This is a genomic window from Perlabentimonas gracilis, assembly GCF_011174675.1.
Classification (GTDB): Bacteria; Bacteroidota; Bacteroidia; order Bacteroidales; family Tenuifilaceae; genus Perlabentimonas; species Perlabentimonas gracilis.
The window spans coordinates 1-15086 of sequence record NZ_JAANIG010000058.1; the positions used below are offsets into that span (position 1 = coordinate 1).

Sequence of the window (15086 nt, forward strand, 5' to 3'; positions counted from 1 at the left end):
TTAAAATCCAAAAATAACACCTTAATAAATAACAAAAAAACAAACCTAAAATTAGCCCAAATCACAGATAGATGTTAGTTTTCCGAACATGACTGGGCATTGCCCTGGGTGTAGCTACCGCTTTCAACCAGCGTGTTTACAATTGCTTCTTCGAATGTTGCTTCGCTTTTAATGCTCATATCTAGGGTGTTTCGTTTTTGGCATTCTCGAGCGCTTCAATAAAAGCGTTCATATTAGTTGATGGATTTTCGAATAGTTTTAGCTGCTTTGCCCTGCTGCAAGCCTCTGTGCATCGCCCTTTGAGTTTTGCCTTTAGCTTATCGTCAATAAATCCCTTTTTGTAAATATTCTTGTTTCTGTTGCTCAACTCTTTTACGCACTCCTCCTCGGATATGCGCGAGGTTTGGTTTTTATAGTGAAGCAAAAACCAAAACTCCACAGCGGGGTTCGATGCAATTAGCTCGGCCGACTTTATCTTTTTTAGTCGCTCAATAATCTCGGGCACATCGGCATCGTAAATCAAAAAATCCCTATCCTTTTCGTGGGTAAACTTCCCCCTTTTATGCTTTTTGATGTAATTCTCGTTGATGCTTGAACCTGCAACCTTGGTAATTACCTCAAGTGGCAGCCTGTACTCCGACCGAAGGAAACGAACGTAAGCCTCCTCGGTTTCGCCCTCGCAAAACACCCAGAAATGGGGGTTTATCTTTTTACCTCGTGGTGGTCGGCGGCTACTACCCATTTAGCAAGTTTTTTAGGGTTTCGGCAGAGTCGTTAACTAAGGGCACAGCATCGAACCTGCCCTGCATATAGGCTTTCTCCAAATCCATTGTATCGCGAAAATCGCTGTAGTCGTACAGCGAGTATAGATCGGTTGAGCCGTCCTGCTTCTTGTTAACGAAGTATATCTGATCTTTGCGGAATTTCTTTAGATTTAAAAACTGCGTGTTATGGGTGGTACAGAGCAGCTGCCCCCTCTCGCCAGCCCTAAAAAGATTGAAGATATACTCAATGATTTTTGGATGCAAGCTCTCCTCAATCTCATCGATAAGCAAAATTTTATTGTGCTTAATCACATCTAGTAGGGTGAGCATAATAAAAAACAGCTTAGTTGTACCCGCCGATTCTTCGGTTTGAAAATCGAAGGCTACACCGGGTGCATTCCTGTGGTATGTTTTAATTTGAAGATGCTCTTGAACCACATCTTCAACCTTGAGCGTCATACTGGTTAAATCGGCGTGAATGCTCCTACCTGGTCTTTTCAGCACTTTAATCTTCACATCTTCAATATCGCTATCGGCAATTTTTAGCGCTTCAACTAGTAGCTGCTTGTTCTGGTTTGTAAGGTTCTCGATGGCTGCCACGCCAAACCCCAGGTAATTTAGGACAAAGGTTCTGTGAAAATACTTGAATATTTCCTTGGGGATTTCCCTATCCATTTGGCTGGCACGGGAAATATAGAGCGTTTTGTTTGATGTGTTCTCGGCCACATCCATTGGCCGTTTAATAACATCGGTAAAGGTGTACTTCTGGCGTTTGGTTTTGCCCTTGCGCTCGTCGCGGGTAAATATCTCCTTAACCCTACCCTTGGGGTAGTAGTGCAGGCTCTCGGTTAAAATTTGGGTGCGTGAGAGCGAATAGGAATATTCGTACTCAGTTCCATCTATCACAAAACGAATGGAATAGGTACTGGGCTTGTCGGGGTATCCATCGAACTTAAATGGCTGAAAGGTATAAACCGTATTCTCGTTATGGTTGTGCGACTCAAAAACCATTGCATTGCAAAACCTGATGGCTTTTATCACATTGCTTTTGCCCGATGCGTTGGCACCGTATAGCACAAGGGTTTTAAGCACATCGGTTTTGTTGTGCTCAAAGAGGTTATCTTTAAGCAGACGGGCATTGGTCGATTTTATACTGGCTGCCCTAAAATCGAGTACAACCTCATCCTTTATGGAGAAAAAGTTGCTTATTTTAATTTCTAGTACCATTTTAGTTGGCGTATTTGTAATTATTTTACAAATATAGGTGTTAAAATGGTTATTTATTCATTGTGACTCTTTTTTTGTACAATTTATCGTTTTGTCATTGCGATTCTGACGTTCTTTGTCGGGAGATGCAATCTGCTTATAAAGATTGCTTCGTCGTGCCTCCTCGCAATGACGGGCAAAAACCTACACCACCTTAACCTTACCCGTTACCACCTCACTAATTAGGGCGGTGCGGTACTCCGCCAGCAGCTCAATTAGCCGTTGGGTGCGCTCTATCTTGGTGTCAATGCGGCTGCATTCAGTCACTATATGGTGGACGATGGATTGTTGTTCTTCGATTTCAACAAAAGGGATAACAAATTTTTTTATTGCTTCAAAGGTCAATCCTTCTCTTCCGCTTCCAGTTTGTTCTTGCCTGATCTGTTCTTGTCCAATATTTGAGCGCAACAAATAGTACAAGTAAACCGAAGATATTTGCTTTTTAGGTCGTATGATACAAACGTGTTGGTTAACGTTTGCTTCACCAAGCCATTCCTCCACATAAAAAGTTCTTCCAATTGAAGCTCCAGTAATATTTATCAAAACATCACCAGCATTGACTTTACTATTACTCATATCATTATGAATATCTTCTGAAATATAAGCTACATCATCAAGTTTTAACCCATCGAAATGAATATTTTGGCTTCTTAATAGTGGAATTCCAGATGTTTGGTAAACGCTTGCTCCTCCTGATGGTGTAACACCACTACCAACCTTAGAAACAAGTTGTTTAATCCTCTTCACCTCCCAATGCTCCGGCACTTCCCCCAGCCATTCAATTCCGCTATCCTTCATTTTAGCATTGGGGTTAATGCCCTTGGTAACCGCCTGGTTAATAATTGCGGTTTTCTCCTCGTGGTACAGCTCAATAAGGCGTTTCTTGGCATCAATTAGCTGGTCAATCTCGGCGGTTTTGCGGTCGAGGTAGTTGGCAATGGCGGTTTGTTCTTCATAAGATAATGAAATGGGGAAAGGAATTTGACTTAATACTTCCTGAGTCATGCTAGGTACAGCTGAACCATACTTATAAAAGTCAAACCTAATTGTTGTACATAAATAGTAGAACAATTTTGGATTTACATCAGGTTTTATTTCTGTATAATAAGCTGTATCAACTGACCAAAATGGTTCTTGTATATACTGTGGTTTATCAATGGTTCCTTTTCTACCTAATAGCACAGAAGTTCCTTTGTGAAGGTATTTGTTTGCTTTTCCAAATTCTCCACCAGTACCAAATATGGGATAAATACCATTTTCATCCCAAACCTCCTTGTGGTCTTGACCATTACAGATTTTCGCCAACCTTTTTAAAGATTTCACCTCCCAATGCTCAGGAATCTCGCCAATCCACTCAATGCCGCTATCTTTATATTTCTCGTACTTCTTCATTGTTGCTTTTTTTGTGCTGCTATGCCTGTATAAACATTCCAATTGCTAAATATCTTCATAAAATTTATCGTTGGGCCAATTCTGGGGATTGTTGATAATATATTCGGCAATGCGCTGGTACTCGGCATCGTTGCGTATTACGTGATCGTGGAAACGGGTTTGCCATTCCATTTGAAACCCCAATCGGCGTGCGTGCATGGTAACGGCCGATTTGTATGATCGGATAACGGTTGACACGGAACCCGATTTGGGCGAAATATTGGCCATGGTTTGATTTTTGGTGGGCGGTTCGGGTTGTGGTTCCGTGGGTTGTAGGGACGTTGCATGCAACGTCCCTACAACCGAATCGGGAACGTTATCCCCATTCAATATTAATATTCCGTGAACGTGGTTGGGCATCACAACATATTCGCCTAATTCCACATTTTTTGTGTGGTTTTTAATTTCGCACCACAAAATATCGGCAATAACGCCAACGTGGGAATACGCCATTTGTTTATCCACAATCTCGCCAAATAGATGTTCGCGGTTTTTTGTGCAAATGGTAACAAAATAGGCACCTGCCCATCGGTAATCCCAATTCTGCCAACGTGCTGACGGTATTCGATATTTGCCTTTGAATTTCTCCATTTAACATATTATCTTTGTATTGCCGTCCTGGTACTTCCTCTCTCGGATAATAGATGCCGATGAAGAAGCCGGGTTTTTTTATTTATGATAGTATCGACTTTTCCATCTCAATGGTTTTTTCCTCTAACGCCAAAATATCGGCCTTAATATCCTTTAGCGGGCGTAGTGGCTTAAACTCGTAGAAGTACTTGGTAAAGTTTATCTCGTAACCCGTTTTGGTTTTGGTATGGTCAACCCACGCATTGGGCAGATGGGGTTTTACCTCGCGCTCAAAGTACTCCTCAATGGTTTGGGGTATCAGCTTGCCGCTGGCATCCTTTTTTAGGAATGGAATATTCTCGTAGTCGCGCAGGCTGGCATCGGGCTTGGGGTTGCCCTGCTTGTCGTTTACCACTTTGCCATTCTCAACCAGTGGTTGCTCCACCGTTACCCGCCAGTAGCCAAAGTACTTGTTGGGGTAAATGCTGCAAAACTCGTTTTCCTCAAAATTGCCGTATAGTTGGGCAATAAAGCCAATGCCCTTTTCATTTCCGTTTTCGGCAATTCGTTTGCGCTTATTACCCAAGCTGCGCTCCATCTTTTCCCAAAAGCGGTTAAAGGGCAGCTTGCCATTCTTAACCAGCTCGTCGTCCTTTGCACCCGTGGCGTTTATTAGCTGCACCTTGCCCGTGCGCTGGGGGCTTTTGTTGTTGGTTACTATCCAAATATAGGTTGATATACCCGTGTTGTAGAATAGCTGGTCGGGCAGCGCAATGATGGCCTCGAGCCAATCGTTTTCAATTATCCACTGGCGGATATTGCTCTCGCCGCTTCCGGCTGCACCAGTAAATAGAGGCGAGCCGTTAAACACTATGCCAATGCGTGAGCCATCGGGCTTCATTTTGGAGATCATATGCTGCAGGAACAGCAGCGAGCCATCGTTAATGCGGGGCAGTCCAGCACCAAAGCGACCGTTTAAGCCCTTGCTTTCGGCTTCCTCCTTAATGGTAACCTGTGCCTTTTTCCAATCGACCCCAAAGGGTGGGTTTGAGAGCATATAGTCGAACTTCTCATCCTCCAAACCATCAATGGTAAAGGTATTTCCAAATTTTATGTTGGCTGGGTTTTGGCCTTTTATAAGCATATCGGATTTGCAAATGGCGTACGACTCGGGGTTTATCTCCTGTCCAAATACCTTTAGCTCGGCCTGTGGGTTTAGCTCCTTAAGGTGCATTTCGCCAACCGAGAGCATTCCGCCAGTACCACAAGCTGGGTCGTAAAGGGTTTTTACAATTCCCTTTTGGGTTAGCATATCTCTATCCTCGCTAAACAGAACATTAACCATCAGCTTTATCACCTCGCGGGGTGTAAAGTGCTCCCCTGCCGTTTCGTTCGATTGCTCGGAGAACCTACGGATAAGATCCTCGAAAACGTAACCCATCTCCATCGATTCCATCTCGGAGAGGTCAATCTCCTGAAAAGCTTTCACCACACGGAAAAGGATATCGGCCTTGGGGTCGTCCATACGGTCAATCTGATCGTCGAACTTAAAGTAGTCGATAATCTCCCGAGCACTGGCCGAGAAACCATTAATAAAATTGCGCAGGTTGGCTGCAATATTGTTGGGGTCGGCAATTAGCTTATCGAAATTGAACTGGCTACGGTTGTGAAAGTTAAAACCCGCCAGCTTGTTAAGGGCAATATCCCTTGCACTTTCGCCCAGGCTATCGATCTTGGGTAGATATGCTAAAACCTTATCCTTGGTGGGTTTTAGTATGCAGTCTAGTCGGCGCAGAACGGTCATTGGCAGTATTACCTTGCCGTAGTCGGCCTGCTTGTAGTCGCCCCGTAAAAGGTCGGCAACCCGCCAAATCAGGTCGGCTTTCTCTTTAAAGTTGTTCATTGAAAGGCTTTATAATCAGTGTTTACTATATCGAACTAAATAACCCTCGAATTTATCAAAATTTATCAGTAACTGAAATCGAACTAAAGGGATTGTAAAAGAAACATACCTCTTGCACTTATTTAAAACAAAAAACCTCCACAAGAGATTACATCTTGCGGAGGTTTTTTGTGGAGCTGGAGGGGTTCGAACCCTCGTCCAAACAAGGAACCAACTGGCTTTCTACATGCTTATCTTTCCTTGGTTTTCGAGCTTAAGCAGGTGAAAAGAGACCAACCTAAGCCTTATCCCCAGAATTTTCGCACGAGAACCGGGGAGCATCCCGCACTAGCCCATTTGTTTTGAAGCCTCAAACCGGAGTTCCAGTGGGCGAAGCCCTCCGTGAGACTACTCGTCGCGTCAACCTAGTTGACGAGATTAAGCCCGAAGTACCTGGTACTTATTAGGCAGCGAGTGCGTAATTGTTATTTTCGCCTTTTATAGGTCTGAGTCCTGAGATTAACGAGCCAGCTTCCCAACGCTCGGCATGCTTACCAATCCATTCATCTTGCTGTCGAAACCAATGTCAGCCCCATGGATTAGTGCTGCAAAGATACAACAAAGTTGGAAGACCGAAGCCGGTAGTCAGAAGTTTTTTGAATCATTAGCTTAACTAGTAGCACCATAAAACATAGCGAGCCAGCTGCAAATTGCAGCTGGCTCACTGTATAATTTAACATCAGTCTCACGTCTTCTGACTTCCAACTTCCGTCTTCGGTCTCACGTCTTCTGACTTCAAAAAAGACGCTGTCAGATTCTTCGAACCCTGACAGGTCTTTCTTCCGTCGTCCAACTCCCAACACCCATCATTCAATCAATTGAATCAACCCTGCCCGCCGCAGGTCAATCACCTGATCTTTCCTAGACGCTGACAGCTTGCCTGCTCTTTCCTTTGGTAGGGAGCTTCGCACCCTGTCTGCTGTCGCCTACCTCGGTAGGCAGGGTAAGCAAGCAACAGGCAGGGCTGTCAGGTCATCCAATCATTAAATCCAGACGCTGTCAGTTTGCCTGCCCTTTTGGTTGGTTTACCTGCCCTTGGCAGGGAGCCTCGTACCCTGTCTGCCGACAGGCAGGGCTGACAGGTCTAATCGTCACCCATCTTCCGTCTTCGGTCTTCCGTCTTCGGTCTTCCGTCTTCTGTCTTCCCTCGTCAACCTCCAAAAAGCGTCGGTTTACGAGGCAGGCGACTTCCGTCTTCGGTCTCACGTCTTCTGACTTCAAAAAAAGACGCTGTCAGATTCTTCGAACCCTGACAGGTCTTCTATATATCGCTATTCATGGTCATGAAGAACTCCTCGTTGGATTGGGTTTTCACCAATCTATCGCGCATGAACTCCATGGCCTCAACCGATGTCATATCGGTTAGGTAGTTACGCAGAATCCATGTTTTGTTAAGGGTATCCTTATCAAGGAGCAGGTCATCGCGACGAGTGCTCGATGCGGTGATATCCACTGCAGGGTACACCCGCTTGTTCGACAGCTTACGATCGAGTTGTAATTCCATATTACCTGTACCCTTGAATTCCTCAAAGATAACCTCATCCATCTTACTACCGGTATCAGTTAAAGCCGTGGCCAGGATGGTAAGCGAGCCACCATTCTCAATATTACGAGCAGCGCCAAAAAAGCGCTTGGGCTTATGGAGTGCATTGGCATCAACACCTCCCGAAAGCACCTTACCCGATGCAGGCTGAACGGTATTGAAAGCGCGTGCCAAACGGGTAATGGAGTCGAGCAGAATAACCACATCATGGCCACACTCGACCAAACGCTTAGCCTTTTCGAGCACTATATTGGCAACCCGAACATGGCGATCGGCAGGCTCATCAAATGTTGACGACACCACTTCGGCATTCACGCTACGAGCCATATCGGTAACCTCCTCGGGGCGCTCATCAATGAGCAAAACGATCATGTAAACCTCAGGGTGATTTGCGGCTATAGAGTTGGCAATATCCTTTAGCAATATAGTTTTACCCGTTTTGGGCTGAGCAACAATTAGTCCACGCTGCCCCTTACCAATGGGCGAGAACATATCAACCACACGAGCCGATAGTGTATTTTGGCCATTTCCGAGAAGCGTAAATTTTTCTTCGGGGAAAAGTGGAGTTAAGAAATCGAATGGAATACGATCGCGGATATAATCCGGAGTACGTCCGTTTATTTCCAACACCTTAATTAACGGGAAATACTTCTCGTTCTCCTTTGGAGGACGGATGGTTCCTGTAACCGTGTCGCCAGTTTTTAGTCCAAATAGTTTAATTTGCGATTGCGAAACGTACACATCATCGGGCGAGCTAAGGTAGTTGTAGTCCGATGAGCGAAGAAAGCCATAGCCGTCGGCCATGATCTCAAGCACACCGGTGGCATTTATAATACCCTCGAACTCGTAGCGCTCGCCATTACGCCGCTCGTTTCCTTTTTTCCCTTGATGATCGCGGTAAGCGCTTCCCTTCTTAGCCGAATCGGGTTGCTGCTCTTGAGAAGTCTTTTGCTCTACCTTTGGCTCAGTCCCAGCTCCTACGGTCAGATCCTCAACTTGAGCTTTGTCCTGAACACTTTCCATCACATCATCAGTCGCATCGTCCTTTGGCATATTTGCAATGGGCGAGTCGTCCTTAACCCTTTCGGGATGTTGCCTCGCTGGCCTCTCATCCTGCCCGTCTTTTTTGCGAGGAAAGCGCTTGCGCTTATTCCTATCGGCACCACCTTGCCCTTGGCTACTGGAATGCTGAGAGGGTTGAGCAGGCTTGCTCTCGGTAGGCTTGGGCTCCTCTTCGGGTTTAGCCTCTTGGGGTTTGGGCTCAGGCTTTAGCTGCTTGGCAGCGGGTTTTTCGATCTTTACTGCGGGTTTCTCCTGCTTCGATCGCTCTGGCTTACGACCTCTCCTATCGCCATCCTTGTCTTTGGGTTTCATCCTTTTACTATCGGCCTCGGCAGCATCAATAGCTTGTTGATCGAGAATTCGGTAGATAAGTTCTTGCTTCCTAAGCGCCTCTATCCGCTTAATATTCATACCCTTTGCTATATCCTTAAGCTCAGGCAGAAGCTTTTTGTTGAGTTCTAAAATATCGTACATACAATAGTTAATATGATTATTTCTGGCGGCTGAGACAGCCTGTACCAAGTATTAAAAAAATTTGATTGAAGATCTGAGAATTGTGTTATAACACGATGGAATTATGGAAATACGAGAAAATTATCGCTTGGGAATTTGTTGCAATATTAGCAAAATATCTTGAGAATACCTAACCCGATGAAAAAAAAGCGCGGAGACGCAAAAAAATATCGCCTTCCATGATGATAAAAATCATATTAATGTATATATTCAGCACTTGAATTTTAAGGGTTTTGGAATATGAGGCAGCTAAAGATTATTAAGCAGGTAACGAATAGAGAAACTGTATCGCTTGATAAATACCTTCATGAGATAGGTAAGGTTGAGCTCCTTACAACCGAAGAGGAGGTGAACCTTGCACGCAAGCTCAAGGAGGGCGATAAAGCAGCGCTCGACCAGCTGGTGAAGGCCAACCTTAGGTTTGTTGTTTCGGTTTCGAAGCAATACCAGAACCAAGGGCTAAGCCTACCCGACCTAATTAACGAAGGGAACCTAGGGCTAATTAAGGCCGCCAAGCGTTTCGACGAAACCCGAGGATTCAAGTTTATCTCCTACGCTGTGTGGTGGATACGACAGGCCATACTCCAGGCACTAGCCGAGCAGGCCAGGATAGTGAAGCTACCCCTCAACAAGATTGGATCAATCAATAAGGTGAACCGAGCGTTCACCGAGCTGGAGCAAAAGTTCGAGAGAGAACCCTCCATCGAGGAACTATCGGAAGTTCTTGAGCTCGCCCCCGATGATATAAAGGAAGCCCTTAAGAGTTCTAACCGTCATATCTCTATGGATGCCCCCATCTCGCAGGATGAGGAGAGCACCATGTACGATGTGCTACTTTCCAACGAATCGCCCTCTCCCGACAGGGGACTCCTAAACGACAGCCTTCGCAAGGAGATTGAGCGAGCTCTTGCCACCCTTACCCCCAGGGAAGCATCCATCATAAGGCTATACTTTGGTCTAAATGGCAAGCACCCCCATACCCTCGAGGAGATTGGGGAGGAACTTGACCTTACCCGTGAGCGCGTTAGGCAAATTAAGGAGAAAGCCATAAAAAGGCTAAAGCAAGCCACCCGGAGCAAGGTGCTTAAAAGCTATCTAGGCTAACCGCTCCTACCCACAAGGCCATACAGATGTAATACCCAGGCGGGCATACCCAACCACGCTCAATTACTTTTGCTACCAGCTAATGGTTTACCGAATTGTATTTGCGGTACCTCTCTCATATTATAGAAAAAGTAGATATTTAACTTCATTTCTGCACAAATAGCTTTGCCTAGGGTATACTTTCCTTGCATATTATTGTAACACAAGCACACCATAGGTAACGCTCCAGACCTAACACATTCCACCTGTCACTGACCAAAAAACCAATCAAATAATAAAAACACCATTTATTTGACATTTTGACTAATTATTTAGTAATTTTATTTAAACCAACACAATACCGAACAAACCACCATTAAAAACCTGGGATATGGACAAGAAAAACACTAGCAAACCCGACGAAGGTGGGGTGAAAGCCCCAACACACAAACACGAAACCGAGGGCAACAGCGGGGTTAAAAGAAAAATCCTTACTGCCAACGAGATAAAAAAAAGGCTTAAGGCCAAGAGTTGGCTAATTGACTGCTCGGCCCCGTACATCAACAAAATGTTCAACCTGCTCGACAACCAAAACATAATACTCTTCCTTACCGACACCGAAGGTTGTATCCTGCATATTGTTAGCTCTGAGGCCGTATCGGAAGTGCTAACAGGCAAGTACATCATACCGGGGAGCTACCCTCCGCAAAGCACGATACTGTATAGTTCCATTGAAGAGGCACTGAAAACTCTTAATGAGGCAACCTCCGAGGGCAGTGATTCGCTTTTAGACGACAAGCAGGGGCAATGGATCAGCTGGACCAGCCTTTTACTGGTTACCTCAAGCCACGCTGTTGGCACGCTAACCCTATATCTACCCAAGGGGGTTGCAACCAAAACCCTATACGCTGTGTATAGCCAAACTGTTAACTGCATTAAGCAGGAGGTATCGTTCTACGAAGAGAAGCAGCAGGCTATTAAGCTTAAGGAGCAGCAACTAAATCTATTTAACAGGTACGCTCAAGCCGATTTGGTAATTGATAGATCGGGACACATAAACTTGGCCAGCGACGTAGCCTGCTCGCTGCTTGGCATTGACAAGAATGATATAGAGCGAAAAAGCATAGAAAAGTTTATTCCCAGCTGGGAATCGATTACCTACCTCGATGGTAAATGGGTTGAGGTAGAAAACCGCGAGGTATTCCTTACCAACGTGGAAAACAGCGGCTTCTATTTGCTGAATAGCAAGGCCATAATGCGCACCCAAAGCAAATTCGACGAGCAGATCTATACGCTTAGAAGCATGAAGCAAGTGCTGAATGAGGCAAACAAGTACATTGGGAATACTGCTTACGTTCATTTCGACGATATTATTGGAGCATCTGTCCCCTTAAAGCGGATGCTTAAGGAGGCCAAGACCATTGCCAAAGCAGACCTACCCGTGATGCTGCTAGGCGAAAAGCACACGGGACGCGAAACGCTTGCCCAGGCAATCCACAGCCATAGCCAGCGGAGTCTCTTTGGTTTTGTTAGGGTAGACGTTGGTGCACTATCGGGCGAGGGGGTCGAGGAGGCTCTTTGGGGTTACAACGAGAACCACAAACCACACCTAAAGCGTTTGCCCAAACCTGGGGCTTTTGAGTTTGCCAATGGCGGCACGCTTTACATCAACGAAATTGGGCTGCTACCCAAATTGGTGCAGGATAAAATTTTTGACGTGATGCAAACCCAGAAGGTGAAGCGATTAGGATCCGATCGGCACACCACCATTGATGTTCGCATTATATGTAGCAGCTCCTTCGACCTAAGCCACAAGATAGAGGCCAACGAATTTCGCATCGATCTGTTTTACACCCTAAGCACTGCATCGCTTCGCGTTCCGCCCCTTCGCGAAAGGCGAGCCGATATAGCAATGCTAATGTCACACTACATGGGCATTAAGTCGCGCGAGCTGGGGATGAAACCTGTGGATATTCCCAAAAAGATTTCGCTGATACTAAAACGATACGAATGGCCCGAGAACTTTAAGGAGATGATTGAGCTAACCGAACGGATTATAAGGGACAAGGGCAAAATGTTTAAATCCTTTAAGAACGAGCGCGATTTTAAAAAGCGGAACCTATACCTTGAGCAACTTAAGGAGGTGGAGAGTATCGTGTCGGTAGAGGAGCATGAGAGGGAGCTTATTATTCGAGCCTACCACGCATTCAACGGGAGCATCAGCAAGGCTTCGCGCGCGCTGGGCATCAGCAGAAACACGCTATACCTTAAGCTGAAAAAGTATGGTGTTGACGCCTAGCACATCAGAAAACAGTAAGATAGTTGGGTAAAACAAATTGCTTCTCTCTACAACCACGTAGGGAGAAGCAATGTTTTTAGGCTTATGGTGAAAGGCTCCGTACGCGCTGCTACACCTCGTAGTTTGTTATCGCCTCTGTAGTCTTAAAGCCATAACCCGGATACTCAAAAATGGAGAGCCTTGGCTCGGTTTCGCCAATGGAGTAGCCCCACACGGTGGAGTACTCCTTTACGCTCTCGCCCATATCGATAAGCTGATGGAGGTACTCTCCAATGGGTTTCGACTCAATAATTACAATTTTGCCTATCTTATTAATAATTGGGCTATGCCACCGGGTATGATCATGGTCGAACTCGAGGATTCGTCGGCCCCAGCGTGTAATTCCAATGGTCCGGAATGTTAGGCTTTTCCCTACCCCGGGAAGGTTTATCACGTTACGATCGGAGGCCAGAAAGGGGATATCCGCCTTCTGGCGGAGCTGCTTAAGGTTATCAACCATCTTGTGGGCCTCGAGCGGGAACTGCTTTATCTCTTGTAGATACTCCTTGGGAATGGTTCCCACCACCTTTTCCTCCACCTGTTCCTGCACCGCTCTGGCATTGGTTGCGTAGTTAAAGGTATTCTCCTGAAATCCTTTAACTGAGAACGTGTAGTAGGTAATTACTCCTATATCGTTGAGCACCTTACGTAGCTTGGCCGTATGGCCACGGCGCGATGCTGCGGAGGTAAAAACCAGCTGATTGGTTACGGTCCACCCCACCGACACCAAGCGCTGCACTGCCAACGCCGACTCGGGGGTTACCTCCATGGGCGACTCAAAGTGGGTTTGAATAACAAACTGCTTCACGCCGTACTCGGAGGCACGCGTTTTAAAGTCGCCTAAAATCTGGGTTAGCTCCTCGGTAACCCGCTGGGGCAAGTACGCCAGCAGGCGGCTTCCTAGGCGGATGCGCTGAATCTCGGCATACTTCTCGCCATCGGGCCGATGCTTATTGGCCTCCACCTTTCGGATAATCATCTGCAACACCTTATCGAGGATGTTCCTTAGCGATTTATTCTGGCTCATTAGCGCATCGCCACCCGTTATCAGGATATCGCGCAGCTGGGTATCGTTTTCCCAGTAGGTTAGCAGCCGTTGCAACTTCTCGTCCCAGGTTTCGTTGGGCTTGAGCTTATCGAGATTGAAGTTTAGGTTGCCACGCTGAAAATCGTACATTCGCTGGCATGAAACGCAAAGCCCGCCGCAAGCTCTCCCCATGGTATCGGGGATAAGTATAGCCACCTCGGGGTAGCGCCTGTGCACGCATCGGTGCGAGGGTAGCATCCATCCGGCAGCATTGGGTTTTCCGGGCTCTACCTGATCCTCCTTTTCCCACGCCTGGATATTCCCAAACTGATCGATTAGCGGCTTGCTGTAGATTACATAGTGGCGAATGGCCAAATCGGATCCGGCTGTAAAATCGGGGGTACGAGCATTGAGCAACGACAAGTAGTATGGATTAACAAAGAAGGGTATCCCTTTTTTCTCGGCATTTTCCAATACTTTCTGGGTTTCCAGGTCGAGCGAAAAATCGAGCAGCTCGTTGAGCAGCTTGGGCGATCGCACGGCAAACCTGAGGTGGAATTTGTAGTCGTTCCACCACTCCTTCATCCTTTCGAGCTTTTGCTCATCGGTCATCCCCTCGTCGAAGCAGAAGCGCGATTCGCCCACCTCACAGCTGGTGATATTCCGCATAAGGATACGGATTATCCTGTCCTTATTCTCCTCGCGGATTTTCACTATCTGCGGATCAAGGCCGTCGTGCCAACGGCTCATCCACTCCTCTACCTGCTCACGTGTAGGTTTATACTGAGGCAGTTGATTATTGAGCTGTCGGAAGAGCTTAATCATATCATCAAAGAAAAGAGGCTTGGCACCTCCCGCCCCCTGCTTAACCCCTAACCAAATTAGGTTAAAGGGCTCGTTTAAAGCTTTCTCGCCGTTACGGTATGGATTATCGAACTCGCGGCCCGAGTTGGCTATGTAGTCGAGAATACGAATGGCGGCAAAATCTTGCCATCGCAGGCTCTCGAAACCAGCACGCCCCTCAACCTCGCCTTTGTAGTATGCCACGGCCTTGGGATTCTCGTTGAGCACCTCAAAGGCCCACTCCTGAACCTTGCCCATAGCCTCTTGCGACGATTGGGCCTCGCTGTATATATCGTTAAGCCTTGGGTTTTCTCTAAACAGCTTGCGTAAAAGGGTTAGCGACCTTGCCGACAATGCTATTTTCTCTGGATAGTAGGTCATATATATTATTTTAATTTTTTTTTGATATGGAGGTGGTTAGCCAGATTGACCTTGACCAACCTATACTGGGCGCTTTGCAACGGAGCAGGCAGCTTTTCGAATTATGATTCTGCCGTGGGTTTACCTTACCTTGCGGTTTAGCAGGGCAAATATAGGCATTTTTTGTCGATTTAGAAATAGCACTCCTCGCTCCTCGCAGAGCACAATGGCTCGCAGCTGTTCATACGGCTAAATATTATTTTGAGGTGCTGGAGAAGAGTTATTACCTTTGGGTATGGAAACACAAGAAAGCCTAAAGGCCTTATTGTCGGTATTTTTTCCTG

General features: G+C 46.2%; 9 protein-coding genes and 1 other RNA gene. 2 read left to right on the forward strand and 8 right to left on the reverse strand.

Going from position 1 to position 15086, the window contains the following annotated elements:
* Positions 1–181: 181 nt before the first annotated feature.
* The 7 genes from G8O23_RS16110 to rho all read right to left on the reverse strand — a co-directional run bounded on the left by G8O23_RS16110 (position 182) and on the right by rho (position 9052).
* Positions 182–742, reverse strand: a complete 561-nt coding sequence (locus G8O23_RS16110; RefSeq protein WP_166366733.1) for an RloB family protein — start codon at positions 740–742, stop codon at positions 182–184.
* Positions 735–1991: an AAA family ATPase gene (locus G8O23_RS16115; protein ID WP_166366735.1), complete on the reverse strand. Its 1257-nt coding sequence runs from the start codon at positions 1989–1991 to the stop codon at positions 735–737. The genes G8O23_RS16110 and G8O23_RS16115 overlap by 8 nt, the downstream gene beginning before the upstream one ends.
* Positions 1992–2174: 183 nt before the next feature.
* Positions 2175–3422 (reverse strand): restriction endonuclease subunit S, encoded by a 1248-nt coding sequence (locus G8O23_RS16120; RefSeq protein WP_166366737.1) that lies wholly within the window; start codon positions 3420–3422, stop codon positions 2175–2177.
* Positions 3423–3467: 45 nt separating this feature from the next.
* Positions 3468–4052: a transposase gene (locus G8O23_RS16125; protein WP_166366739.1), complete on the reverse strand. Its 585-nt coding sequence runs from the start codon at positions 4050–4052 to the stop codon at positions 3468–3470.
* 82 nt (positions 4053–4134) lie between these two features.
* Positions 4135–5934: a type I restriction-modification system subunit M gene (locus G8O23_RS16130; RefSeq protein WP_166366741.1), complete on the reverse strand. Its 1800-nt coding sequence runs from the start codon at positions 5932–5934 to the stop codon at positions 4135–4137.
* A gap of 168 nt (positions 5935–6102) precedes the next feature.
* Positions 6103–6507, reverse strand: a transfer-messenger RNA (tmRNA) gene (ssrA, locus tag G8O23_RS16135).
* A gap of 727 nt (positions 6508–7234) precedes the next feature.
* Positions 7235–9052 (reverse strand): transcription termination factor Rho, encoded by a 1818-nt coding sequence (rho, locus tag G8O23_RS16140; protein WP_166366743.1) that lies wholly within the window; start codon positions 9050–9052, stop codon positions 7235–7237.
* 279 nt (positions 9053–9331) lie between these two features.
* On the opposite strand from rho, the gene G8O23_RS16145 reads away from it, so the two are divergent.
* Together G8O23_RS16145 and G8O23_RS16150 are read left to right on the forward strand one after the other, a co-directional pair.
* A complete protein-coding gene (locus tag G8O23_RS16145) occupies positions 9332–10195 on the forward strand; it encodes a sigma-70 family RNA polymerase sigma factor (protein WP_166366745.1) in 864 nt (287 codons plus the stop codon).
* 370 nt (positions 10196–10565) lie between these two features.
* Positions 10566–12473, forward strand: coding sequence for a sigma 54-interacting transcriptional regulator (locus G8O23_RS16150; protein ID WP_166366747.1), 1908 nt, complete (start codon positions 10566–10568; stop codon positions 12471–12473).
* Between the two features lie 109 nt (positions 12474–12582).
* On the opposite strand, the gene G8O23_RS16155 is transcribed toward G8O23_RS16150, so the two are convergent.
* Positions 12583–14763: a KamA family radical SAM protein gene (locus G8O23_RS16155; RefSeq protein ID WP_166366749.1), complete on the reverse strand. Its 2181-nt coding sequence runs from the start codon at positions 14761–14763 to the stop codon at positions 12583–12585.
* Positions 14764–15086: the final 323 nt, after the last annotated feature.